This is a genomic window from Alloalcanivorax profundimaris (assembly GCF_015265435.1).
In the GTDB taxonomy this organism is placed as follows: domain Bacteria; phylum Pseudomonadota; class Gammaproteobacteria; order Pseudomonadales; family Alcanivoracaceae; genus Alloalcanivorax; species Alloalcanivorax profundimaris.
In genome coordinates, this window is record NZ_JABJWH010000040.1 from 48,584 (window position 1) to 72,434 (window position 23,851).

The window sequence follows — 23,851 nt, forward strand, 5'->3', positions numbered from 1 at the left end:
ATAGACATTCAGGAGCGAAGATGACATCCGTGACCCTGCGCCCGGGAGGGCCCCTGCTGAGCGGTGCCGTTTACGGCTGCCTGCTCAACGTCCAGGACGAGCTGGACCGGCTCGGTGACGCCATCAACGAGGCGCCCTATAACGGCGCCCCCACCGGCCCGGTGATGTACGTGAAAACCCCCAACACCCAGGTGGCCGACGGCACCCCGGTGGTGATTCCCGCCGACGTGGACCAGGTCCGCGTGGGCGCCACCCTGGGCGTGGTGATCAAGGACACCCTGACCCGCGCCAGCGCTGACCAGGCGCGCGCCGCCATCGCCGGCTACACCCTGGTCAACGACCTGACCGTGCCCCACGACAGCCTGTTCCGGCAGCCGCTCAAGCGGAAGTGCCGCGACGGTTTCTGCCCGATCGGCCCGGCCCTGGTGGACGCCGCCGATCTGCCGGACCCGGACAGCCTTACCGTGCGCGCCCTGGTCAACGGCGAATGCCGCCAGGAATGGCGCCTGGCCGAGCTGGTGCGCCCGGTGGCCACGCTGCTCGCCGACATTTCCGATTTCACCAGCCTGTACCCCGGTGACCTGATCCTGGTGGGCGTGTCGCCGAGCGCGCCCCTGGCCGGCGCCGGCGACACCGTGGCGGTGGAGATCGACGGTCTCGGACGTCTGCAAAATCCGCTGGTGGCGGAAGGGGAGAACGCCCGATGAAACAAGCACGTATCGCTTTTGAAGGCCGCGTTCAGCAGGCCTGGGAAGACAACGGCAAGCTGCGCCTGGCGGACGGCCGGCGCGTTGAGGAAACCGAGGTGGTGTGGTTGCCGCCGGTGACCCCGGGCACCATTTTCGCCCTGGGCCTGAACTACGCCGACCACGCCGCCGAGATCGCCTCCAAGGCGCCGGAGGAACCCATGGTGTTCCTGAAGGGCGCCAATACCCTGGTGGGCCACCGCGCCTTCACGCCGCGCCCCGCCGACGCCACCAATATGCACTATGAGTGCGAGCTGGCCATCGTGGTCGGCAAGCCGGCGCGCAACGTGGCCAAGGCCGACGCCTACGACTACATCGCCGGTTACACCGTGGCCAACGACTACGCCGTGCGCAATTACCTGGAAGGCTTCTACCGGCCCAACTTCCGCATCAAGAGCCGGGACAACTGCACCCCCATCGGCCCCTGGCTGGTGGACGCGGCGGACATTCCCGACCCCATGAACCTGCGGCTGACCACCCGCGTCAACGGCGAAACCACCCAGGAAGGTTCCACCAAGGACATGATTTTCGACGTGCCTTTCCTGATCGAATATTTCAGCGCCTTCATGACCCTGCAGCCCGGCGACGTGATTCTCACCGGCACCCCCAAGGGCACCGTCAATGTGATGCCCGGTGACGAAGTGGTCACCGAGATCGAAGGCGTGGGCGCGCTGCACAACACCATTATCGAGAGGACGGCCTGATGCTGGATGATGCCGCCATTCGTGACGCGGCGGAGCGGCTTGACCGCGCCGAGCGCGAACGTACCCAGATCGACCATCTGACCCTGCAGTACCCGGACATCGGTTTCCCCGAGGCCTACGCCATCCAGCGCCAGTGGGTGGAAATGAAGGTGGCCCGTGGCCGCCGGGTGATGGGCCACAAAATCGGCCTCACGTCCCGGGCCATGCAGATGTCCGCGCGCATCGATGAGCCGGACTACGGCGTGCTGCTCGACGACATGTTCTTCGAGGACAACGCCGAGATCGAAGTGGACCGCTTCATCGTGCCGCGCCTGGAAGTGGAGCTGGCGTTCGTGCTCGAGCGCGACCTGAGCGGCCCTGACTGCACCGTGCTGGACGTGATGCGCGCCACCGAATACGTGATCCCGGCGCTGGAGATCATCGACGCCCGGGTGCGTCAGGTGGACCCGGCCAGCGGCGCGCCGCGCAAGGTGTTCGACACCATTTCCGACAACGCCGCCAACGCCGGCGTGGTACTGGGCGGGCGCACCATTCGCCCGTTCGACATCGACCTGCGCTGGAGCGCGGCGGTGTGCAGTCGCAATGGCCTGGTGGAGGAAACCGGCGTGGCCGCCGGCGTGCTCGGCCATCCCGCCAAGGGCATCGCCTGGCTGGCCAACAAGCTGGCCCCCCACGGTGTCACCCTGAAAGCCGGCGAGATCGTGCTGGCCGGTTCCTTCACCCGTCCGGTGGCGGCGTCCGCCGGCGATACCTTCCACGTGGACTACGGCCCGCTCGGCGCGCTGGGTCTGCGCTTCGTCTGACAGGAGGCGGCATGGATCTTCCGGTCAATACCTTCAAACAGGCGCTGGTCGAAGGCCGCACCCAGATCGGTTTGTGGTGCGCCCTGGCCGGCGCCTACGGCACCGAGATCGGCGCCGCCGCCGGTTTCGACTGGCTGCTGATCGACGGTGAACACGGCCCCAACGACCTGCGCTCGATTCTCGAGCAATTGCAGGCGGTGGCGCCGTACCCGACCCACCCGGTGGTGCGCCCGGTGAACGGCGACGCGGACACCCTCAAGCCGTTGCTGGACGCTGGGGTACAGACCTTCCTGGTGCCCATGGTGGAAAGCGCCGATCAGGCGCGGGCCATCGTCGAGGCCACCCGCTACCCGCCCCACGGGCGCCGGGGCGTGGGCGCCGGCCTGGCGCGGGCGTCGCGCTGGGGCCGGGTGCCGGACTATGTGCACCGCTGCCACGAACAACTGTGCGTGCTGCTGCAGGTGGAAAGCCGCGCCGGCCTGGACAACCTGGATGAAATCGCCGCCGTGGACGGTGTCGACGGCGTCTTTATTGGTGCCGCCGACCTGGGCGCCGACCTGGGCTATCTGGGCCAGCCCGGCCACCCGGAAGTGAACGCGGCGGTGCTGGACGCCTTCCGGCGTATTCAGGCGGCGGGCAAGCCCGCCGGCGCGCTGACCGTCAACGAGGACCTGGCCCGCGAGCATCTCGACGCCGGCTGCCGGTTCCTCGCCGTGGGCGCCGACGCCGCCCTGCTGGCCCGCGCCACGGATGCGCTGTCGCGCCGCTTCAAGGACCATTTGTCGCCGTCCCAGGCTGGCGGTTACTGAATCTATTCTCACAACGCGCTTTGCGCCTCGGAGGAGAATAATAAATGGCTCGTTCCATTAACTGGCTACAGGTGGGCGCGGCGCTGCTGCTCGGCCTGTTTGGTCTCTACGTGATTGTTCAAGGCAGCGGCTACGAAATGGGCTCGCTGCGTCGCATGGGGCCCGGCTTCTTCCCGGTGATGATCGGCTCGGTATTGCTGCTGTTCGCCGTTCTGCTGGTGCTGGAAGTGTGGCATGAGGAGAAAACGGAACGGAATTTCTGGATTCCACGGCCGATTCTCACCATCAGCGCGGGCTTCGTGGCGTTCGCCGCGTTGCTGGAGAGGGCCGGACTGGTACCCGCCACGCTGGCGCTGGTGGTGCTGGTGTCGCTGGCCGAGAAGCCGGTGCGTCCGGTGGCGGCGGTGGCCACCGCGGTGGCGCTGAGCGTGCTCGGTGTCCTGGTATTCATTTACGGCTTCGGCATTCCGGCGGCCGCGTTCGAGTGGTGATTTGATGGATATCCTTCACAATCTGGCGCTCGGCGCCGACGTCGCATTTTCCTGGCAGGGCCTGCTGTTCTGTTTCGTGGGCGTGCTGGTGGGCACCTTCGTGGGCGTGCTGCCCGGCATCGGACCGCTGGCGGCGATTTCGCTTGCCCTGCCGATGACCTATTACCTCTCTCCGCCGATTGCTCTGATCATGCTGGCCGGCATTTTCTACGGCGCCCAGTACGGTGGCTCCATCGCCGCCATTCTGCTCAACCTGCCGGGCACCGCCTCGGCGGCGGTCACCTGTATCGACGGCAACCAGATGACCAAGCAGGGGCGCGCCGGCGTGGCCTTGTTCACCGCCGCCATTTCGTCCTTCTCCGGCGGCATCGTGGCGATTTTCATGGTGCTCGGGTTCACGCCCATGATCGCGTCCTTCGCCACCGATTTTGGCGCGGTGGATTACTTCTCGATCATGCTATTGGGCCTGGTGGCGGCCTCCACCCTGTCGGTGGGCTCGCCGCTCAAGGGCATGACCATGGTGATGCTGGGCATCGCCCTGGGGATGGTGGGCACCGATGACACCTCCGGCACCGAGCGTTTTACCTTCGGTGCCCTGGCGCTGTCCGATGGCATCAGCCTGGTGGCTCTGGCCATGGGGCTGTTCGGGGTGGGGGAGATCCTCGCCAACCTGGGACAGGAAAAGCGTTCCCCGCTCAAGGCCAGCGGCCTGACCTTCAAATCCATGCTGCCCAAGCGGCACGAATGGCACGGTCTGTGGAAGACCATCCTGCGCGGTTCCGGCATTGGTGCCTTCGTCGGGGCGCTGCCCGGCTCCGGGCCGGCCATCGCCGCCTTCATGTCCTACGCGGCGGAAAAGAAGCTGGCCAAGAACCCGGATAATTTCGGCAAGGGCGAACTGCGTGGCGTGGCGTCCCCGGAATCCGCCAATAACGCGGCGGTGCAGGCGGCGTTCATTCCCACTCTGAGTCTGGGTATCCCCGGCGACGCGGTGATGGCGGTGCTGCTTGGCGCCATGATTCTGCACGGTATCTCTCCGGGGCCGGAGCTGGTCACCAGCAATCCGGACATGTTCTGGGGCCTGGTGGTGAGCTTCGGCGTCGGCAACATCATGCTGCTGGTTCTGAACCTTCCGCTGATCCGGTTATGGGTGCGCATGTTGTCGATTCCCTATCACGTGCTGTACCCGGCCATGCTGTTCTTTATCTGCATCGGCGTGTTCTCGGTGCGCTCCAGCGTGTTCGATATCTATACCGCGCTGTTCTTCGGGGTGATCGGCTATTTCCTGCTCCGGTTGCGTTTCCCGGCGGCGCCGCTGCTACTGGGCTTCATTCTCGGGCCCATGATGGAAGTGCATTTCCGCCGCGCGCTGCTGCTGTCCCGGGGCGATTACATGACCTTCTTCAACAGCGTGCCGAGCACCGTGTTCCTGGTGCTCACCGCCCTGTTCCTGGTTCTGCCGCTGTGGTCGGCGTTCCGCAAACGCACCCGCCGCGTGGCCGATCAAGGAGACTGACATGCGCAACAACTTCATCGGCGGCGCCTGGACCCGTGGCGCCGACACCCGTGACAACATCAACCCGTCCGATACCACGGACGTGATCGGCGAATACGCCCAGGCGGACGCCGCCCAGACCGCCGACGCCATTGCCGCCGCCCGCCGTGCCTTTCCGGCCTGGCGCGCCGCCGGCATCCAGGCGCGCGCCGACGCGCTCGACGTCATCGGCCTGGAGCTGGCCGCCCGCAAGGAAGAACTGGGTCGGCTGCTGTCCCGGGAAGAGGGCAAGACCCTGCCCGAGGGCATCGCCGAGGTGAACCGGGCGGCGCAGATCTTCCGTTTCTTCGCCGGCGAGGCACTGCGCCCCGGCGGGGAAACCCTGCCGTCGGTACGGCCCGGCATGGACGTGCACATTACCCGGGAACCGGTGGGCGTGGTGGGCATCATCACCCCCTGGAATTTCCCGATTGCGATTCCCGCCTGGAAAATCGCGCCGGCCCTGGCGTACGGCAACTGCGTGGTGTTCAAACCCGCCGACCTGGTGCCCGGCTGCGGCTGGGCCCTGGCGGAAATCATCAGCCGCAGCGGCCTGCCCGAGGGGGTGTTCAACCTGACCATGGGGCGCGGCAGCGTGGTGGGCCAGACCCTGCTGGAAAGCGCCGACGTGGACGCCATTTCCTTTACCGGCTCGGAGAACACCGGCGCCCGGGTAATGGCCACCGCCGGCGCCCGTTTCGCCAAGCTGCAACTGGAAATGGGCGGCAAGAACCCGCTGGTGGTACTCGACGACGCCGACCTGGACCGTGCCGTGGAAGTGGCGGTGCAGGGCGCCTATTTCTCCACCGGCCAGCGTTGCACCGCCTCGTCCCGGTTCATCGTCGGCAAGGGCATCCACGATCGTTTCGTGGCCGGCGTGCAAGAGCGTCTCGCCGGGCTCAAGGTGGACGACGCCCTTGCCGAAGGCACCGACATCGGCCCGGTGGTGGACGGCAACCAGCTGGAGCAGGACCTGGCCTACGTGGACATCGGCCGCCAGGAAGGCGCCCGCCTGGTGTGCGGCGGCGAGCGTCTGCAACGGGACCGCGACGGTTTCTACATGGCGCCGGCGCTGTTCGCCGACACCGACCCGGCCATGCGCATCGCCCGGGAAGAGATCTTCGGCCCGGTGGCCTGCGTGATTCCGGCGGACGATTACGAGCACGCCCTGACCCTGGCCAACGACAGCCCGTTCGGTTTGTCCGCCGGCATCTGTACCACCTCCCTGAAGCACGCCAGCGATTTCCGCCAGCGCGTGGAAGCGGGCATGGTGATGGTCAACACGCCCACCGCCGGCGTCGATTACCACGTGCCCTTCGGCGGCCGCAAAGGCTCCAGTTACGGCTCCCGGGAGCAGGGCCGCTACGCCGCCGAGTTCTTCACCACGGTGAAAACCGCCTACGTGGCGCCTTGAGTTATCGCGACTGAAGTCGCTCCTACGGTTTAAGAATGCGGTAGGAGCGACTTCAGTCGCGATGCGCTTCGGCGTCTTCCCGTCCGGTGTTAAGCTGCCGGCACCAAAAACATTGAACCGGGTGCCGGCAAAAACATGGATGATCGCAAAACCTTCATGGCGTATACCGCCATCCTGCTGGTGGTGATGGCGGCCCTGGCGGTGTCGCCGGTGGAGCGTGAAACCTGGCTGATGGAAAACGCCGTGGTGGCCCTGTTCCTGGCGACCCTGTGGGCCACGCGCCGTTGGTTCCGCTTCTCCGCCGGCAACTACGGGCTCATTACCCTGTTTCTGGTTCTCCATGAAATCGGCGCTCACTACACCTACTCGCGGGTGCCCTACGACGCCTGGGCCCGGCAGCTGGCGGGCTTCAGCATCGATGAGCTGTTCGGCTGGCAACGCAATCAGTACGACCGCCTGCTGCATCTGCTGTACGGCGTATTGCTGGTGCTGCCGCTGCGCGAGCTGTGCCGTCGCGTTGCCGGCCTGCGTGGCGCCTGGGCCGGCTTTTTCGCCTTCGCGCTGATTCTCGCCTCATCGATGATCTACGAACTGATCGAGTGGGGCGCGGCGGTGGTCCTCGGCGACGGCAGCGATCTGTTCCTGGGCACCCAGGGCGACCCCTGGGACGCCCAGAAGGACATGGCCCTGGCCCTGCTGGGCGCGCTCATCGCCCTGGCCCTGGCCGCCCCGCTGAGGGCGGCCCGCGTCCGTCGCGCGGTCACCGGAAACGGCTGACTTGAACGGCGCCGGGCCGGCGGGTGTATGCTGGCCCACCCTCAACCACCGCCGGAGCAACGCCCATGGCCTATTCCTCCCGCTACCAGCCGGAAACCCTGGACCGCGCCGCCGTGGACGCCGCCCCCGGGCCCCGGGTGCTGGAGTTCGGCACCAACTGGTGCGGCCACTGCCGTGCCGCCCAGCCGTTGATCCAGGCGGCGCTGGCCGATCACCCGGATCTGGAGCACCTCAAGGTGGAGGACGGCAAGGGCCGGCCCCTGGGCCGTTCGTTCCGGGTCAAGCTGTGGCCCACCCTGATCTTCCTGCGCGACGGTCAGGAGGTGGCGCGTCTGGTGCGGCCCGGTGACCAAACGGAAATCGACGAGGCCCTGGCGCGTATCACCGCCTGATCACGGCTGAAGCGGAACGCCGCCCGGCCGCCGGCGACACTCGCATCCGCGAAATCCCATCCCTATACTAGCCAAATGGACAGTATCGCCGCCCCCGCCACCCTGGATGACCCGCTCTATTACCTGCGCAACTTCGAGACCGTGCTGCGCTGGGTGAGCCACTGTCACGGGGATTTGCTGGACGACGCCGAACGGGCCTTCGTGGCCGGCGTGGCGGCGCAGCCGGTGGCGGCCCGGGCCCTGCTCACGCGCATGGTGATGCGCAAGGGCGAGCTGTTCCGCGCCGACAAACTGCGCTACCCGGAGATCGGCCCGGCGATGCCGGCGCTGGCGTCGCTGGAAGCGGCGGGCTGGGTCCGGCGGGACGGCGACCTGAGCCTGGACGACCTGTTCCGCCTCTACACCAAGGCGGAGCTGGGCCGCGCCCTGGCGCCCCGGCTGGCCGCCGCCGGCCTGGACCGGCACGGCCGCAAGGCGGACTGGCTGGCCACCCTGGCCGAGCACCCGCCCGCGCCCCGGCCGTTGCCCGCCTGGGACCCGGAGGGGCATCTTCCGCCGGCCTGGCGGCTCACCGTGATGCCGGTGTGCGAACGTCTGCGGCTGATGTTCTTCGGCAATCTGTACCAGAGCTGGAGCGAGTTCGTGCTCGCCGAGCTGGGCACCTTCCGCTACGAGCGGGTGCGCCTGGACGCCACCACCCGGCCGTACCGCCACCGTGCCGACCTGGACGCCTGGCTGGCGGTGCACGCCTGCCGGGAGCGGTTCGAGGCCGGCGAACCGGTGGAGGCGGTGGCCGCCGATCTGCCCGATGGCGACACCGGCAACCCCTGGGTGGAGGAGCGCCGCCACAAGCTGCGCTACAAGCTGGCCCGGCAGTGGGAGCGGGAAGACCAACTGGAGCGGGCCGAGGCGTTGTACGCCCAATGCCGCCACCCGGACGCCCGCGCCCGGCGCCTGCGGGTGCTGGAGCGGCGCGGCGAGTACCGCGCCGCTCTGGCCCTGGCCAGCGAGGCCGCCGCCGCCCCGGAAAGCGAAGCGGAGCGCCAGCAACTGGGCCGCTTGCTGCCGCGCCTGCACCGTAAGCTGGATCTGCCCCGCCCGGTGTCGACGCCGCCGCCGGCCACTGAGCAATGGTCGCTGACCCTGCCGGTATCCCGCCTGATGCGCGCCGGCTCCGTGGAGGGCGCGGTGGCCGAGCACTTCCACCGCCAGGACGCGCCGGTGTGCTACGTGGAAAACACCCTGTTCACCGGCCTGTTCGGCCTGCTGTGCTGGGAGGCGGTGTTCGCGCCCCTGCCCGGGGCCTTCTTCCACCCGTTCCAAAGCGGCCCGGCGGACCTGCACCGGCCGGACTTCCTGGCCCGCCGCCGGGAGCGCTTCGCCGCCGCCTTCGCCGACCTGGACAGCGGCCGCCACCGGCGGCGCATTCTCGATACCTTCCGGCGCAAGTACGGGACCCAGTCGCCGTTCGTGCACTGGGGCGCGCTCTCCGAGCCGTTGCTGGAGCTGGCCCTGGACTGCATTCCCGCCGCCCATCTGGCCCGCCACGGCGAACGGCTGCTGGGCGACATCAAGGCCAACCGGGCCGGTCTGCCGGACCTGATCCAGTTTTTCCCGGCGCGGGGCGAATACCGCATGATCGAGGTGAAGGGCCCCGGCGACCGGCTCCAGGACAACCAGCGCCGCTGGCTGGCGTACTTCGCCGAGCAAGGCATGCCGGCGGTGGTCTGCAAGGTGGCCTGGGAGGCGGGGTGAGCACGGCCTTCGAGACCACCACCTACACCGTGGCGGTGCGCGCCCTGTGCGAGTTCACCGCCAAGGCCGGGGACCTGGACCTGCGTTTCACGCCGTCGCCCACCGCCCAGGAGGGCATCGCCGGCCACGCCACCGTCACTGGCCGGCGCGGCCAGGGCTACGAAACGGAAGTGGCGTTGAGCGGCGAGCACCGCCACCTCAGGGTCCGTGGCCGCGCCGATGGCTATGATCCGCGCCGCAACCGGCTGGAGGAGATCAAGACCTTCCGCGGCGACCTGGCCCGCCAGCCCGGCAACCACCGGGCCCTGCACTGGGCCCAGCTCAAGGTCTACGGCGCTTTGCTGTGCCGGGCCCGGGAGCTGGACAGCGTGGAGCTGGCGCTGGTCTATTTCGATGTGGTCAAGCAGAAGGAAACGCCGCTACGGGAAACCCACGCCGCCGCCGATCTGGAGGCGTTTTTCCAGGACCAGTGCGAGCGCTTCCTGCAATGGGCGTACCGGGAACTGGCCCACCGCCGCCACCGGGACGAGCACCTGGCCCGCCTGGTGTTCCCCCACCAGGATTTTCGCCCCGGCCAGCGGGTGCTGGCGGAATCGGTCTACCAGACCGCCTGCACCGGCCGCGCCCTGCTGGCCCAGGCGCCCACCGGCATCGGCAAGACCCTGGGTACGCTGTTTCCGCTGCTCAAGGCGGCCCCCGGCCAGGGCCTGGACAAGCTGTTCTTCCTCAGCGCCAAGACCCCGGGCCGGCGCCTGGCCCTGGACGCGGTGCGCACCCTGACCCCGGACCCGGTGGCGCCGGCGCCCGGCGACCCGCCCCTGCGTACCCTGGAACTGATCGCCCGGGAAAAAAGCTGCGAGCACCCGGACCGGGCCTGCCATGGCGAGTCCTGCCCGCTGGCGGCGGGCTTCTACGACCGCCTGCCGGCGGCCCGCGCCGCCGCCGCTGGCGAGGCGATGCTGGACCGGGCGCGGCTGCGCGAGCTGGCCCTGGAGCACCAAGTCTGCCCCTACTACCTGAGCCAGGAAATGGCGCGCTGGAGCGACCTGGTGGTGGGCGACTACAACTATTTCTTCGACCTGTCCGCGCTGCTGCACGGCCTGGCCACGGAGAACCAGTGGCGGGTGGCGGTGCTGGCGGACGAGGCCCACAACCTGGTGGACCGGGCCCGGGGCATGTACAGCGCCGAGCTGGATCAGATCGCTTTCCGCCGCGTGAAGCGCGCCGTGCCCAAGGATCTCAAGGGCGCCTTCGACCGCCTCAACCGCCAGTGGAACGCCCTCAACAAGGACATCGACGCCGCCCAGCCGGACCGGGACTACCGGGTCCACGACGATCCGCCCCAGGCGTTTCTGTTCGCCTTGCAGCAGATGCTGGCCGCCATCAACGACCACATGGCCGAACACCCGGAACCCCTGGACGGCGAACTCACCCGTTTCTATTTCGACGCCCTGCATTTCAACCGGGTGGCGGAGCTTTACGACGGCGACGCCTTCCTGTTCGACAGCGAACGGCTGGCCCCCGCCCGGGGGCGGCCCGGCTCCCGCCTGTGCCTGCGCAACGTGGTGCCGGCGGCGCTGCTGGCGCCGCGCTTCGAGACCGCCCGCGCCGCCGTGCTGTTCTCCGCCACGCTGAGCCCGGCCCGTTATTACGCCGATCTGCTCGGCCTGCCGGCGGACACCGCCTGGGTGGACGTGCCCACCCCGTTCCGTGCCGAGCAGCTTGAGGTGCGTATCGCCTGGCGCATCTCCACCCGCTACCGGGACCGCCCGGCGTCCCTGGCGCCCATCGCCGAGCTGATGGGCGGGCAATACCGGCAGCGGCCCGGCAATTACCTGGCGTTTTTCAGCAGCTACGACTATCTGGAGCGGGTGCTGGCGGTGTTCCGCCAGCAATGGCCGGACGTGCCGGTCTGGGCCCAGGAGCGGCGCATGGACGAAAACGCCCGCCAGGACTTTCTGGACCGTTTCCAGGACGGCGGCGAGGGCATCGGTTTCGCGGTGCTGGGCGGCGCCTTCGCGGAAGGCATCGACCTGCCGGGCCGGCGCCTGATCGGCGCCTTCGTGGCCACCCTGGGCCTGCCCCAGGTGAACCCGGTGAACGAACAGTTCAAGGAACGGCTGGCGGCCCTGTTCGGCGACGGCTACGACTACACCTATCTGTACCCGGGGCTGCGCAAGGTGGTGCAGGCCGCCGGCCGGGTGATCCGCACCGACGACGACCAGGGCGTGGTGCACCTGATCGATGACCGCTTCGGCCGCTCTCAGGTACGCGCCCTGCTGCCCGGCTGGTGGCGGTTGGGGTAGGACCGGTTAACAGCCGCGCCGGTTAGCAGCCGAACCGCGCCGCCATGTCCAGCAAATCCTCGAACAGGAAATCGTGGTCCTCGGAAAACTGCTTGGCCGGGCCTTTCGGTCCGTATTCCAGTGGCCGTTTCACATAGGCGGTGCGCAGGCCGGCGGCCCGGGCGGCCTCCAGATCATCCTGGTGGGTGGCGACCATCAGTACCTGCTCCGGGCTCACCTGAAAGGTTTCCGCCACGCCCAGGTACATCCTGGGGTCCGGTTTAAAGGTGCCGAAGGTCTCGGCGGACAGGATACGGCTCCAGGGCAGATCCCCATGGGTGGCCAGATCCTCGAGAAGACTCAGGTTGCCGTTGGACAGGGTGCAGGTGGTAAAGCGCCGCTTCAGCCGGTGCAAGGCCGGCGAACCGTCCGGCCAGGGATCGAGCCGGTGCCAGGCCAGATTCAGATGCCGCTTCTGGCTTTCATCGAGATTGTCGATGCCGAATCGCTCCAGTATCTCCTCAAGGATCGAGAAGTGGATGTCATCGATCAGCGCCCAGGGCGCTTCCCCGGATACCACCCTGGCCATGGCCGGCTTATAGCCGGCCCGCCAGGCGAGGGTGAACTCATCGGAGGGCACCGGCAGGTTCAGGGCCCGCGCTTCCCGTTCGATGGAACCGAACCAGTCGACCACCGTCCCGAACACATCGAAGGCCATCACCTGAATGCTCATTGCCGTCACTTCCTGGCTTATTGAGCGTCCACGTTAGCACGAGGGCGGGCGCCGCCGTCGTGGTCCTTCTCCCATTGCTCCAGGGTCCCCGGCGCGCCCAGCTTGTAGCCGTTCACCGTCTTGCCGTAGTAGTCGCGATCCCGGTTGCCGTGGAACGCCTTGATGGTGGCCTCCAGGTCGCCGTCGAAGCGCGGGTCCTGGGGGCGCGGGTGGCTGTTGATGTAGGCGGACAGGTCCCAGGCCTGCTGGTCGGTGAGGCTGCCCGGGCGGCCCAGGGGCATGTTGGCCTTGATGAAATCCGCGCCGGTGTTGACCCGGTGCATGCCGGCGCCCCAGTTGTAGGCGTGGGGTCCCCACAGCGGCGGAAACTCATAGTCCTTGGTGGGCCGGTCGGTGCCGGGGCGGGCGGTGCCCTGGCCGTCGTCGCCGTGGCACAGCGCGCAGTGCGCGGCGAACAGGGCGGCGCCCCGCTCCGGCGACGGCGCCTGCGACGGCGCGGCCAGGGCCGGGTAACCCTGGCCGTCCAGGGTGCGGCCGCTGGGCGCGCCGCTGGCCTGCCAGTGCATGTAGGCCTGCAGGGCGGTGACCAGATCGCTGTCCGGCGCCGGTGCAACGCCCTTGGCCGAGCCCTGGGCGTTCTCGGAATAGGTGAAGCAGCCGACGATGCGGTCCGCCATGGTGTTGATGCGGTCGTTCTTGCTCCGGTACTTGGGGTACAGGCCCCAGGCCGCCCACATGGGGGCGGAATCCGCCTGGCGGCCGCTGTTCAGGTGGCAGTTCACGCAGGCCTGGCCGTTGCCCACGAAGGGCGCGGAGTCCGCATGGGTGGGGGTGGCGCTGAAGATGGCGGCGCCCCGGCGGATGACCTCGCCGTCCGGGCCGTCCGGCAGGTCGGCCAGCAGCGGTGGCTGGAAGTGGCCCTGGACGGCGTCCGCCCGGGCCGGCGCCGGGTCCGGCCGGGTGGTGTCCGGCACCTGGCCCCGGGCGGGCAGGGCGGCCAGCCACGCGGACACCGCCTTGATTTCCTCGTCACTGAGCTGTTCCGCGACCCGTTTCATCAGGCCGTCGGCATCGTTGTCCCGGGTGCCGTTCTTCCACGCCTGGAGCTGGCTTTCCAGGTAGCCGGCGTGCTGCCCGGCGAGGCCGGGGAAATGCGGCGCCACGCCGCGCGCGCCGGCGCCGTGGCAGGCCACGCAGGCGGGCAATTGGTCCGCCCAACGCCCGTTCACCGCCAGCTCCCGGCCGGCGGACCGGTGGTCGCCGGAGGCGGCGCCGCCGTCGCGGGGAGGCAGGCCGGCATAGTAGGCCGCCACGGCCTGGATCCGCGCGTCCGACAGGCCCTTGGCGATGGGCATCATAATCGGATTCCGGCGCTGGCCGTCCGCCAGATCGTGCATCTGCTTGGCCAGGTAGCCCGCCGGCAAACCGGCCAGGGACGGGAAGCCGGCGGCGTTGCCGTGGCCGTCCGGCCCGTGGCAACTGGCACAGGGGGCCACCCCGGGGGCGCCCTGGTTGGCCAGGGTTTCGCCGGAGACGGCGGCGGTGGCGGTACACGGCGGGCCGGCCAGCGCGGCGACGGCCAGCAGGGCCCGGAAGGTCGACGGGAATCGGGTTGTTGTTTTCATTGGGTGGCTCCCTGACGCGGTGGTGGAAGGGGAGTTGCCTGCGGACGATTTTGCGTCAAGGAGCCGTGAAGGTAAATATTGTTTATATGCTTATTCTATTTGGTTATTTACCCGTCCCCGCATATTGATCCCGCAGAGCCTTGCGGTTGAGCTTGCCCACGGCGGTCTTGGGGATGGCGTCGGTGAAGATTACCCGGCGCGGTTTCTTGTAGGACGCCACCTGTTCCGTCACGAAGGCGATCAGGGTGTCCTCGTCCACGTTCTGGTCCGGCTTCAGTGCCACCACGGCGGTCACCGCCTCCACCCATTTGGCGTCCTGGACGCCGATCACCGCGCACTCCGCCACCGCCGGGTGGGCCACCAGCACGTCCTCCACTTCCCGGGGGTACACGTTGTAGCCGCCGGTGATGATCATGTCCGAGGTGCGGTCCTTGAGATGCAGGTAGCCACGCTCGTCGAACGCCGCCACGTCCCGGGTGCGTAGCCAGCCGCCCTCCATGAACATCTCCTGGTTCAGCGCCGGGGCATTGTGGTAGCCGGCCATCATCGACGGCGCGCGCACCGCGATCTCGCCGGGCTCGCCGGCGGGCACGTCCTGGCCGGCCTCGTCCACCAGCCGGATCTCCACGTCCAGGGACGGCCGGCCGCAGGCGCCCAGCAGCTCGTCCTGGTGGTCCTCGGGGCGCAGCACCGCGATGGTCAGCGGGCACTCGGTCTGGCCGTAGTACTGCCAGAATTTCTCCCGGCCCCACAGTTGCATGGCCTGCTCGATCACCGGTCTTGGCATGGGCGAGGCGCCGTAGATCACCTGGCGCAGATGGCTCACGTCCGTGGTCACGAAGCGGGGATGGCCGAGCAACATCTGCAGCATGGTGGGCACCATGTTCACCGCGGTGATGCGTTCCTTCTCGATCAGGTCCAGGAAAGCGTCCGGGTCGAAGCCGGGCATGATCACGGTGCGCGCGCCGCGCAGCCAGAATGGCAGCACGAACACGCCGGAAGCGTGGATCAGGGAGGCGGCGTGCAGCATGGCATCGTCGCGCTGTACGTTGACCAGATTCAGCAGCACGTTGCGGCAGATGCCGGCGTAGGAGGCCTGGGTGTGTTGCGCCGCCTTCAGGGTGCCGGTGGTGCCGGAGGTGAACAGGGTCAGGATCACGTCGTCCGGTTGCACCGCCACGTCCGGCGCCGCCGCGCTGCAGTCCGCGGCGGCGGCCAGCAGATCGTCGCCCACGGCGTCGGCGCCGATGCCGTGGCACACCAGCCCCGGGCGCGCCTCGCGCAAGGCCGCCGCCCGTTCCGCCAGGTCGGCGCCGTACAGCAGCACCCCGGCGCCGGTTTCCTCCAGCATGCGGGCGTGCTCCTCCAGGGACAGACGGGCGTTCAGCGGTACCCGGTTGATGCCCGCCTTCACGCAGGCGAAATCCACCGGCACGCTGTACAGGCCGTTGTTGAGCAGCAGGGCGACCCGGTCGCCCCGTTGCACGCCCCGTTCGATCAGGGCGTGGGCCAGTTGATTGCTTAGCGCCTGGGTCTCGCCAAAGGTCAGGCTCTGGTCGCCGAACACGATGGCGGTGCGCTCCGGGTTGTAGCCGGCGCCGCGATGAATCAGATCCAGATAGGTGGTGGTCATTGCGTCTCTCTCCCGTTGTCGTTCTTGTTCATTCGAATTCACCGTGGCGGCCGGCGCCCTTGGCGAAGCGGTCCGCGCCGGCGATGGCTTCCTCGAAGACGATCGGGTAGCCGCCGGCGCCTTCCCGGCGCAGCGCCTCCGCCAGATCGTGGTCCCACTGGCCGTAGGCGGAGGCCCGGTCCGCCTTCATGCACTGTTGCGGGAAGCCGGCGATCTGGCGGGCCAGGGCCTCGGCGGCTTCAACAGCGGTGCCGTCGTCCACCACCCGGTTGGCCAGGCCCATTCGCAGGGCTTCCTCGGCGCCCACCGGGCGGCCGGTAAGAATCATGTCCAGGGCGCGGCCCTGGCCGACGATGCGCGGCAGGCGCACCGTGCCGCCGTCGATCAGCGGCACCCCCCAGCGCCGGCAAAACACGCCGAACACCGCCGAGCGCTCCACCACGCGCAGATCGCACAACAGCGACAGCTCCAGGCCGCCGGCCACCGCGTGGCCGGACACCGCCGCGATCACCGGCTTGCTCAGCATCATCCGGCTGGGCCCCATGGGCCCGGGACCGGTACCCTGGGGCTCCACCTCGTTGCGGCGCTCCGGATCGCCCAGGGCCGCCAGGTCGGCGCCGGCGCAGAAGGTGCCGCCGGCGCCGGCCAGCACCGCCACCCGCGCTTCTTCATCGGCTTCGAAGGCCTCGAAGGCGGCGCGCAGCGCGGTGGCGGTGGGACGGTCCACCGCATTGCGTTTGTCCGGACGGTTGATGATGATCGTGCGCACCGGGCCGTCGGCGCGGGTAAGAATGGGGGAAGCGGACACGGCGGACTCCTCGACGGCGGATCCTCGGATCCGCTTTGTTACATTTTTTGTCCAATGATGACAAATTAGGATATATTTCACGGAATGTCCAGATCAGACAAATTAAGTTATAAAAAGCCCGGCGGCCCACAACCCGCCGACACCCCGCCGCTCGCCGCCGGCGATCTGGTGCTGGACCTGCTTTCCACCCATGATGCCCACCAGCTCACCGTGGCCGCCCTGTGCCAGGCCGCGGAAATCTGCGGCGTCCGCCCCCAGAACGTGCGCGTGGCCCTCAACCGCCTGCAGCGCCAGGGCAAGGTGGACAGCCCGGAACGGGGCCTCTACCGGCTCGACACCGGCGGCAGCGGCCTGTTCGCGGAAGTGGCCAACTGGCTGCGCCGGGAACAGCAGGCGGTGCCCTGGCAGGGTGGCTGGGCGGCGGTGCTCGACAACGCCGTGCCGCGCGGCGAGAAAACCGCCTGGCGCCGGCACCAACGGGCCCTGACCCTGCGCGGCCTGCGCCACCTCGACGACACCGGCCTGTGCCTGCGCCCGGATAACCTCACCGGCGGCATCGACGGCCTGCGCCGGGACCTGCGGCGGCTCGGCCTCGCCGACGGCGCCCGCGTGTTCCGCGCCGCCGACTTCAGCGACGACGACGAACAGGCCGCCCGCCGCCTTTGGGACACCGCCGCCCTAAGCCGCCAGTACCGCGACATGGAAAAGCGCCTGGCGGCCAGCCACCGCAAGCTGGCCCGGCAAGCGGCGGAAAAGGCCGCCCGCGACAGCCTGCTGCTTGGCCGTGCCGCGATCCGCTGCATCCTCCACGACCCGCTGCTGCCCGATGAGCTCATGGACCAGACCCCGCGCCACCGCCTGATCGAGCGCATGGGCGCTTACCAGCGCGACGCCAAGGCGATCTGGATGGGGTTGCTTGACGCGGTTTGACGAGGTTCACGTTTTCGCCCAAAAACCGTTAAGTCGCGCTTTTTTCCTACAGCGGCCTTAAGAGATTTCTTACAAGCGCGGCGCCGTTCCGTTGCTAACCTCCCAGGTGCAAATGTTTGCTTTCTGTCCACTGGGGGACGGGGGGCCAGGACAATCTGGGGGAAAGGCATGGAAACGCCGCTGGCCAGCCATGGAGGCTGGTTTCGTCTTGTCGTCTGTTTTTGTTTTTTGTTCATCCTGCCGCTGAACGGGCAGGCCGGTCCCGCCGAGGGGCGGCAATGGCTGCTCGGCCAGATTCAGCAGGATGGGTCGCTGAACACTGAGGCCACCCTGGCCACCGCGTTCCAGGCCACCACGGAGAGCGTGGAAACCTTTCGGATTCAGCCGGACGCGGAGCCCGGCGACCTCTCCGGCGTCGCCGCCTATCTGGCCGCCGCCGCGCCGGACCAAAGCGCCGAGAATCTTGCCCGGCGCCTGATCGCTTCGCACGCTCTGGGGCTGGATTTCAATGCCGATCGGCAGGCGCTCATGGCCAGGCAACGTGCCTATTCCGGTTTTGGCGCGTTTCCCGGCCACGATGCCGACGCGGTCAGTACCGCCTTCGCCTTGCGGGCCTTGCACCGGCTGGGCGTGACCCAGGAGCCCGCGGCGTATTCGCTTCAATACCTTCTCGACAGCCAGCTCGACAGCGGCGGCTGGGCACTGGACGGTGACAATGCCCAGGTGCAGACCACCGCCCTGGCCATGCATGCGCTCTGGCTATACCGCAACCAGTACCAGGTGGCCGCCGCGCTCGACGCGGCCCAGTCGTTTTTGCTCGGTGAGCGCGACGGCGTTCTATGGGCGGATACCGAACAATCGGCGCTGGCCTTGATCGCGCTTTTGTCCCGGGCCGTGGATCGTTCCCCCTATGAACCGGCATTGCAGGCTCTGGCCAACGGTCAGAATCCCGCCGGGGACTTCGACGGTGGCGTGTACGTGACGGCGCTGGCTCTTCGGGTATTGGCGCTGGGATCGCTTCCTCCGCGGGATCTCACCCGGCTCACCGGCAGGCTGGTGGACGCGCAAACCGGCCAGCCCCTGGCGGATGGCCGGGTAAGTCTGTCCGGCAGTGATACCCGGGAAGCCCGGACCGGCGCCGATGGCGCCTTTCTGTTCGAGAACCTGCCCACCGGCCAGTATCGGATCGAGGCGGGCAAGGCCGGCTACGGCACCCTGGTGCTCAACACCGTGGTGCAAACCGGCGACAAGCGGGATCTGGGCAGTCTGGCTCTGGACGTACGGCAAACCGATCCCGACACCGGCGAACCGGTATCCACCGGGCTTCTGCGCGGGCGGGTGACCGCCAGCGAAGACGGCGCCGCCCTGGCCGGCGCCACCCTGACATTGGGGGGCTCAGGTCGCTCGGTGACCACGGGCCCCGACGGCCGCTACGTGATCGGTGACATCGCCGCCGGTCCGGTCACGGTGACCGCCTCCGCGCCGGGTTATCGGACCGCCGTGGGCAGCGCCGAGATTCAGGCGGGGCAGACCCTGGTGTTCTCGCCGGCCTTGCGTGTCGCCGTGACGCAGGGTGTGAACGTGGAGGGCCGGGTCACGGCGCAGGCCTCCGGTGACGCGGTGGCCGGCGCGCTGGTTAGCGCCCGGGTCGGCGATACCACGAAATCCGTGAGCACGGACGCGCAAGGCGATTATCGCCTGACCCGCTTGCCCGCCGGGGAGGTGGCGCTCACCGTCAACGCCGATGGCTATGCTTCCGTGTCTGGTCAGGCGCAAGCCGACGACGGCGATACCTTGTCATTCTCGCCACGGCTTGTCCCCGTGGGCGAGCCCCCGGTTTCCCTGCCCGGCGGCTTCCGTGGCATGGTCGTGGACGGCATCACCGGGCGCGGTATCGAAGGCGCTGAAATCCGGGTGGAGTACGAAGGCGGCTCCGAGAGCCAGGTCACCGACGCCGACGGTCACTTCCTCATCGATACGCTGAGCGCGGGGGACGTCGGTTTGATCATCAGTGCCCCGGGCCATGCATCGGTCAGCGCGACGGCGCGGGTGGAAGGCGGCTTCATCAGCGATGTGGGCGAGGTGGAACTTACGCCCCTGGACGAGGCGGTGAACAGTGTCGCCGGCCGGGTGGTGGATGTGCGTACCGGCGAGCCACTGGAAGGCGTGCTGGCCCAGGTTAAACCGCAAGCCTCCTCGTCCACGGTGGTGGCGGAGGCCCTGAGTGGTCCGGAGGGGCGGTTCGAAGTGCCGGGATTGCGGCTGGACGACTATGTCCTGGTGTTGTCGCTGACCGATTACCAGGACCTCACGGTTCCCTTCCTGATCGCCTCCGGCGGTGTGCTGGAAATGGGCGAGTTGCGTATGCGACCGCCGGGTATCGATGCCTTGCTGCCGGATCTGGCGATACAAAGCATCGCCACCGGCGATCTTTCTTCCGACCCGGATACCTTCGCGGCCAGTGGCGATCTGGACGTGGTGGTCATCAACCGCGGTAACACGGCGCTGGATCAGAGTTTCCGCGTGCTGGCCTTCAGTGACCGGGATCGGGATGGCGCGTTCGACCCGGACACGGATGTAGCGCTCGGAGAACAGGTCGTCGACGGGACGCTCGATGTGGATACCACCCGGTTGATCTCCATTGCCGTGGACGGGCCTCTTCCGTTCCGCGATGCACCGATCACGGTGATGCTCGACGCCGATGAAGCGATCTCCGAACTGTCCGAGACCAACAATCTGGAAAGCACCGCCGGGGAATGCGTCAACAACCAGAAGCCGTATCTGGATCTGGCCTTGTGTCTGGACGCGTCCGGCAGCGTCAGCCGTTCCGAGTTCCAATTGCAGTTGGAAGGCACGGCCCGGGCCATCGAGAACCCGGATATCGTGCCACGTGACGGTTCGGTGCGGCTTTCCCTGCTGCAGTTCAGTAACTCGGATCGTCTGGAAATCAACCCGACGCTGGTCGAGGAAGACAACGTGGCCGATCTGGCGGACGCCATCCGGGCGGTGCCGAAAATGGGTGGCGGCACTTCCATCCATCAGTGCATCGATGGCGCCGCCAACACCATCACCCAGACCACGCCGCCGGCGGCACTGCGAGTGATCGACGTGTCCACCGACGGGCAGTCCAGCCAATCCTCCGCGGTGGCCGCCGCCAATCGCGCCCGTGACGGCGGCGTGGATGTGCTCAATGCCATCGGCGTGGGCAGTGGCGCCAACGAAAACCTGCTCAACGCCATCGTCTTCCCGGAACCGGTGGGCGGCGACCGCGGCTTCGTGCTTATGGTCGACAGCTACGAGGAATACATCGAGGGCATCGCCGGCAAGATCGCTAAGGAAACCCGTATTCCCGATCTTACCGTGGGCGGCCTGAAACTGGTGGATCACGGAACCGGCGAACCGGTCAGCGTGGAAGTGGTGGTCGGCAACGCCGGCTCTGCGGCGATCACCGAGGACATTACCGTCACCTTCTTCAACGGTGACGCCAACACCGGCGAGGCAATCGGAGAGGTCACGTTGCAGGAAGGCATCGACGCCGGCGCTTTCCGCACCGTCAGCTTGGACGATGTGCCGGTGGCGGCCCTGAACAATGGCACCGTGCGCGCCGCTGCTGAAATCGCCGGCAACGTGTCGGAGTGCAACACCGGCAACAACGGTGTGAGCATCCCGGTCTCCGTGCAGCGGGGTGAAGTGTCCCTGGGGCTGTCGTCCAGCGCGCCATCGCCCATGGAATTGCTAGGGATTGATGCTCTGGTCGGCAATACCGGCGCTGTGGCCGGCGACTATCGGGTAACGCTGCGTATCGAGGATACCAATGGGGTTTTGGTGGCGGACCTTGGCGAGCACGCCGTCGACGAACTGGCCGCTGGCCAGCAGTACCAACGCACCGAGGAATGGGATACCGGTGTCACGCTGACCGGTGATTATCGGGCCGTGGCCGATCTCTATAACGCCTCCGGCCGTCTGCTGGACAGTGACCAGGCCGCTTTCCGGATCACCGAGGAGGAGGACCCGTCCGCTCCGGTGGCGTCGGTCCGGGTTGGCGCGGACCGGCCCGAATACCGCCTCGGTGACACCGTGATGATCGAGAGTTCGCTGAGCAACACCAGCCTCGGCACACCGATCCCGGCCCCCCGTTATCGCCTTGTGGTGGCCGGCCCTGAAGGGCAGGTGGTGCTGAGCGAGGAGACCGCGTTGGGTGGTCTGGCCATTGGCCAGGTGCTGACCCTGCCGGACCGGCTTGCTCTGGCTGACCTTCCGGTCGGTGACTACGCGGTAACCGGTACCCTGTTCGCCAGCAACGACCAGGTGCTCGCCCGGGACCAGGCCGGCTTCTCGGTCGCCGCCGATCCGCTCCGTGCCTTGCAGGGCGGCGTCTCCGTCGCAGCGGAGTCGGTCTTCCTGGGCGATGCCCAGAGCTGCCACTACCGGCTGCGTAACAGCGGCGAACAGGTCCTGGAAGACATCGGCGTGCGGCGAGCCCGTGTCGATCTGGATAACCAGCTTGAGCTCGCGGACGAAGCCGCCACGGTGACCCTGGCACCCGGTGAGGAACGGACCTTCACGGACACCTTCAGCACCGCCGGGTTCAATCTTACCCGCCACGCCTGCGTGCTTCAGGTCGCCGACGACGGCGAAAGCCGGGATCTCGGCAACGCCACCTTCCAGATTACCGAACCGCCCGTGTCCCTGGAGACCAGCCTCGGCCTGAGTGGTGGCCCCCGCCTGCTGGTATTGGCGGATAAAGAAGTGTCCACCTGCATGGCGGTCAGGACCCTGACTCTCGAAGCCGTGTTCCCGGAGACCTTGTCGCCCTTCGCACTGGTTCACGCCAAGGTGCTCGGGCGGCATTTCCGGATAGAGGATATGGAGTCCGCCACGCCCCGTTTCTTCGATGGTCCGGTGAATCATGGTGATGGCCGCGATGTGGATCTTACCTTGATGGATCTTGACCGGGAGCGGTTGACGGTACGGCTGCAAGGCGAGGGCCTGGTCGACGGTGACTATTCCCTTAAAGCGTTCTATCCGGCCTTCCTGTTCCTGCACAAAGACCTGGATAGTGGTGAAGTTCACTTTGAATGCGGTGAGCCTCCGCGACCGGGTGACGTGCTGGGTGATTTCAAGGTCACCGAGGTGGAGCTGGTGGAAAAAGTGCGCCGGGACGGCGGTGCGCCGGAAGTGCCCGCGATCGCCACGCAACGCCAATGGCTTGATGAAACCCTGGCCGAGCGGGATTACACCCTGGTGGACTCCCTGGAGGCCTTCGGCGCGGCGGTACGCTCCGGCGATTATCAACAATACCTGCTGTTGGCGGACCGTATACCGGTGGAGCACTGGACCGCCAAACAACTCCGGGAGGCGGTGAATCGTGGCGAAGGGCTGGTTTACGCCGCCGGCAATCTGCCCGAGGCAGGCCCGCTGCATGAAGTCTTGGGTATCCAACCTCACCGTGAACGGCCCGGCTTCGGCTGGCACCACCATGAGCCGCGCCAGGGCGCTTACGCCGACGGCGTGTTGATGGAGCGCTCGCCGCTGGGCGATGCCGGTTTCCTGCCGTTTGCTCTCAACCGTGAGCTGGCGCTGGTGCATCGCGAGAACAGCCGCGTGGCCGGTCATTACCAGAACCTGCGCCTGGGCGGCGGCCATGGCCGTGGCCGTCACTGCCCGTTGTACCCCGTCGAGCATCCGGCGGTGACGTATCGGGATTACGGCCAGGGCCGGACCGTGTTCGCCGGCTTCGACCTGGCTGCGGAAGGCACCGCCGAGCCCTCCACGCAGCGCTATGCCGAGTTGCTCCACGGCATGCTCGCCTTCACCGAAACCGACCTGACCATCGCGCGCCCCGGCGCCGTGGTGCCGGTCACCCTGACGGTGGAGAACACCGGGCCGGCGGTGGCCGTGGAAGCGCGCCTGACGCTGGAAGACGGCGGCGAGGTACTGGCGACGCTGCCGCGAACCGGCAATGGCCAACCGGTCTGGCAATTCGAGCTGGCGGAGAGAGAAACGCGCTCCCTGCGTGCCTGGGTACGCCCGGATTATCGGCAGGGCGTGAGCGACCTTTCCGCAACGTTGCAAGCGAGCGCGCCAAGCGGTGCCGCCAAGAGCTTTGAAGAGGCCCTGCGCATCGAACTGCGCGCGGACGCCCCCGAGACCCTGCCAGCGATTGAATCCTCGGTTCGTCAGGCGCTCTGGCAAGCACCCTGGGACCTGGCTCTGAAACACGCGGCGCTGAGCCTGCATCAAGCCGGCCACGCCCGGGAGCATGGCCGAACCGGGGATGCGATCAAACTGGCGCTTAAAGCCACCACGTCGTTGCAGGCATCCCGGCACCGGGATGCCGATGAATTGCGACGTCGCCTGGACTGGGTGATCTGGGCTCTCAACAAGGAAGGGAACTAGGGGGAATCATGCA

The 23,851-nt window shown here is 67.9% G+C and carries 17 protein-coding genes; 13 read left to right on the top strand and 4 right to left on the bottom strand.

The genetic code is table 11. The annotated features are described in order from the left end of the window. Nucleotides 1-20 precede the first annotated feature (20 nt). From HMJ39_RS17740 to HMJ39_RS17790, 11 genes are all read left to right on the top strand, one after another. Complete coding sequence (locus HMJ39_RS17740) at nucleotides 21-707, top strand: fumarylacetoacetate hydrolase family protein (protein WP_194298329.1); 687 nt, start codon at nucleotides 21-23, stop codon at nucleotides 705-707. Beyond that, nucleotides 704-1,450: a fumarylacetoacetate hydrolase family protein gene (locus HMJ39_RS17745; RefSeq protein ID WP_194298330.1), complete on the top strand. Its 747-nt coding sequence runs from the start codon at nucleotides 704-706 to the stop codon at nucleotides 1,448-1,450. Before HMJ39_RS17740 ends, HMJ39_RS17745 begins: the two co-directional genes overlap by 4 nt. Next, nucleotides 1,450-2,253 (top strand): 2-oxo-hept-4-ene-1,7-dioate hydratase, encoded by an 804-nt coding sequence (gene hpaH / locus HMJ39_RS17750; RefSeq protein WP_194298331.1) that lies wholly within the window; start codon nucleotides 1,450-1,452, stop codon nucleotides 2,251-2,253. Before HMJ39_RS17745 ends, hpaH begins: the two co-directional genes overlap by 1 nt. A gap of 11 nt (nucleotides 2,254-2,264) precedes the next feature. Beyond that, nucleotides 2,265-3,062 (top strand): 4-hydroxy-2-oxoheptanedioate aldolase, encoded by a 798-nt coding sequence (gene hpaI / locus HMJ39_RS17755; RefSeq protein ID WP_194298332.1) that lies wholly within the window; start codon nucleotides 2,265-2,267, stop codon nucleotides 3,060-3,062. A 44-nt stretch (nucleotides 3,063-3,106) separates the two neighbouring features. Then, nucleotides 3,107-3,553, top strand: coding sequence for a tripartite tricarboxylate transporter TctB family protein (locus tag HMJ39_RS17760; protein WP_194298333.1), 447 nt, complete (start codon nucleotides 3,107-3,109; stop codon nucleotides 3,551-3,553). 4 nt (nucleotides 3,554-3,557) lie between these two features. Continuing rightward, nucleotides 3,558-5,069 carry a tripartite tricarboxylate transporter permease gene (locus HMJ39_RS17765; RefSeq protein ID WP_194298334.1) on the top strand — a complete coding sequence of 504 codons (1,512 nt, stop codon included), beginning with the start codon at nucleotides 3,558-3,560 and terminating at the stop codon, nucleotides 5,067-5,069. Nucleotide 5,070: 1 nt separating this feature from the next. Then, the gene (locus HMJ39_RS17770; RefSeq protein WP_194298335.1) at nucleotides 5,071-6,501 is read left to right on the top strand and encodes an aldehyde dehydrogenase family protein; all 1,431 of its coding nucleotides are present in this window, start codon (nucleotides 5,071-5,073) and stop codon (nucleotides 6,499-6,501) included. Nucleotides 6,502-6,636: 135 nt separating this feature from the next. Further along, nucleotides 6,637-7,278: a DUF2238 domain-containing protein gene (locus HMJ39_RS17775; RefSeq protein ID WP_194298336.1), complete on the top strand. Its 642-nt coding sequence runs from the start codon at nucleotides 6,637-6,639 to the stop codon at nucleotides 7,276-7,278. A 65-nt stretch (nucleotides 7,279-7,343) separates the two neighbouring features. Next, nucleotides 7,344-7,670, top strand: a complete 327-nt coding sequence (locus HMJ39_RS17780; RefSeq protein WP_194298337.1) for a thioredoxin family protein — start codon at nucleotides 7,344-7,346, stop codon at nucleotides 7,668-7,670. A gap of 75 nt (nucleotides 7,671-7,745) precedes the next feature. Beyond that, nucleotides 7,746-9,425, top strand: coding sequence for a VRR-NUC domain-containing protein (locus HMJ39_RS17785; RefSeq protein WP_194298338.1), 1,680 nt, complete (start codon nucleotides 7,746-7,748; stop codon nucleotides 9,423-9,425). Beyond that, the gene (locus HMJ39_RS17790) at nucleotides 9,422-11,731 is read left to right on the top strand and encodes an ATP-dependent DNA helicase (RefSeq protein ID WP_323370934.1); all 2,310 of its coding nucleotides are present in this window, start codon (nucleotides 9,422-9,424) and stop codon (nucleotides 11,729-11,731) included. The genes HMJ39_RS17785 and HMJ39_RS17790 overlap by 4 nt, the downstream gene beginning before the upstream one ends. 22 nt (nucleotides 11,732-11,753) lie before the next feature. On the opposite strand, the gene HMJ39_RS17795 is transcribed toward HMJ39_RS17790, so the two are convergent. The 4 genes from HMJ39_RS17795 to HMJ39_RS17810 all read right to left on the bottom strand — a co-directional run bounded on the left by HMJ39_RS17795 (nucleotide 11,754) and on the right by HMJ39_RS17810 (nucleotide 16,509). Then, a complete protein-coding gene (locus HMJ39_RS17795) occupies nucleotides 11,754-12,443 on the bottom strand; it encodes a haloacid dehalogenase type II (protein WP_194298339.1) in 690 nt (229 codons plus the stop codon). 17 nt (nucleotides 12,444-12,460) lie between these two features. Further along, nucleotides 12,461-14,068 (bottom strand): c-type cytochrome, encoded by a 1,608-nt coding sequence (locus HMJ39_RS17800; protein WP_194298340.1) that lies wholly within the window; start codon nucleotides 14,066-14,068, stop codon nucleotides 12,461-12,463. Between the two features lie 103 nt (nucleotides 14,069-14,171). Further along, nucleotides 14,172-15,701 (bottom strand): AMP-binding protein, encoded by a 1,530-nt coding sequence (locus HMJ39_RS17805; RefSeq protein ID WP_194298341.1) that lies wholly within the window; start codon nucleotides 15,699-15,701, stop codon nucleotides 14,172-14,174. Nucleotides 15,702-15,729: 28 nt separating this feature from the next. Continuing rightward, nucleotides 15,730-16,509, bottom strand: coding sequence for a crotonase/enoyl-CoA hydratase family protein (locus tag HMJ39_RS17810; RefSeq protein WP_194298342.1), 780 nt, complete (start codon nucleotides 16,507-16,509; stop codon nucleotides 15,730-15,732). Nucleotides 16,510-16,593: 84 nt separating this feature from the next. On the opposite strand from HMJ39_RS17810, the gene HMJ39_RS17815 reads away from it, so the two are divergent. Both HMJ39_RS17815 and HMJ39_RS17820 read left to right on the top strand, forming a co-directional pair. Next, entirely contained in the window at nucleotides 16,594-17,439 is an 846-nt protein-coding gene (locus HMJ39_RS17815) for a PaaX family transcriptional regulator C-terminal domain-containing protein (protein WP_194298343.1), read from the top strand. Nucleotides 17,440-17,607: 168 nt separating this feature from the next. Continuing rightward, a complete protein-coding gene (locus tag HMJ39_RS17820; protein ID WP_194298344.1) occupies nucleotides 17,608-23,838 on the top strand; it encodes a carboxypeptidase regulatory-like domain-containing protein in 6,231 nt (2,076 codons plus the stop codon). Nucleotides 23,839-23,851 lie beyond the last annotated feature (13 nt).

Coding starts and splice junctions, on each gene's coding strand:
- HMJ39_RS17740 (WP_194298329.1), top strand. CDS start 21: ATGACATCCGTGACCCTGCGCCCGGGAGGGCCCCTGCTGAGCGGTGCC.
- HMJ39_RS17745 (WP_194298330.1), top strand. CDS start 704: ATGAAACAAGCACGTATCGCTTTTGAAGGCCGCGTTCAGCAGGCCTGG.
- hpaH (WP_194298331.1), top strand. CDS start 1,450: ATGCTGGATGATGCCGCCATTCGTGACGCGGCGGAGCGGCTTGACCGC.
- hpaI (WP_194298332.1), top strand. CDS start 2,265: ATGGATCTTCCGGTCAATACCTTCAAACAGGCGCTGGTCGAAGGCCGC.
- HMJ39_RS17760 (WP_194298333.1), top strand. CDS start 3,107: ATGGCTCGTTCCATTAACTGGCTACAGGTGGGCGCGGCGCTGCTGCTC.
- HMJ39_RS17765 (WP_194298334.1), top strand. CDS start 3,558: ATGGATATCCTTCACAATCTGGCGCTCGGCGCCGACGTCGCATTTTCC.
- HMJ39_RS17770 (WP_194298335.1), top strand. CDS start 5,071: ATGCGCAACAACTTCATCGGCGGCGCCTGGACCCGTGGCGCCGACACC.
- HMJ39_RS17775 (WP_194298336.1), top strand. CDS start 6,637: ATGGATGATCGCAAAACCTTCATGGCGTATACCGCCATCCTGCTGGTG.
- HMJ39_RS17780 (WP_194298337.1), top strand. CDS start 7,344: ATGGCCTATTCCTCCCGCTACCAGCCGGAAACCCTGGACCGCGCCGCC.
- HMJ39_RS17785 (WP_194298338.1), top strand. CDS start 7,746: ATGGACAGTATCGCCGCCCCCGCCACCCTGGATGACCCGCTCTATTAC.
- HMJ39_RS17795 (WP_194298339.1), bottom strand. CDS start 12,443: ATGAGCATTCAGGTGATGGCCTTCGATGTGTTCGGGACGGTGGTCGAC.
- HMJ39_RS17800 (WP_194298340.1), bottom strand. CDS start 14,068: ATGAAAACAACAACCCGATTCCCGTCGACCTTCCGGGCCCTGCTGGCC.
- HMJ39_RS17805 (WP_194298341.1), bottom strand. CDS start 15,701: ATGACCACCACCTATCTGGATCTGATTCATCGCGGCGCCGGCTACAAC.
- HMJ39_RS17815 (WP_194298343.1), top strand. CDS start 16,594: ATGTCCAGATCAGACAAATTAAGTTATAAAAAGCCCGGCGGCCCACAA.
- HMJ39_RS17820 (WP_194298344.1), top strand. CDS start 17,608: ATGGAAACGCCGCTGGCCAGCCATGGAGGCTGGTTTCGTCTTGTCGTC.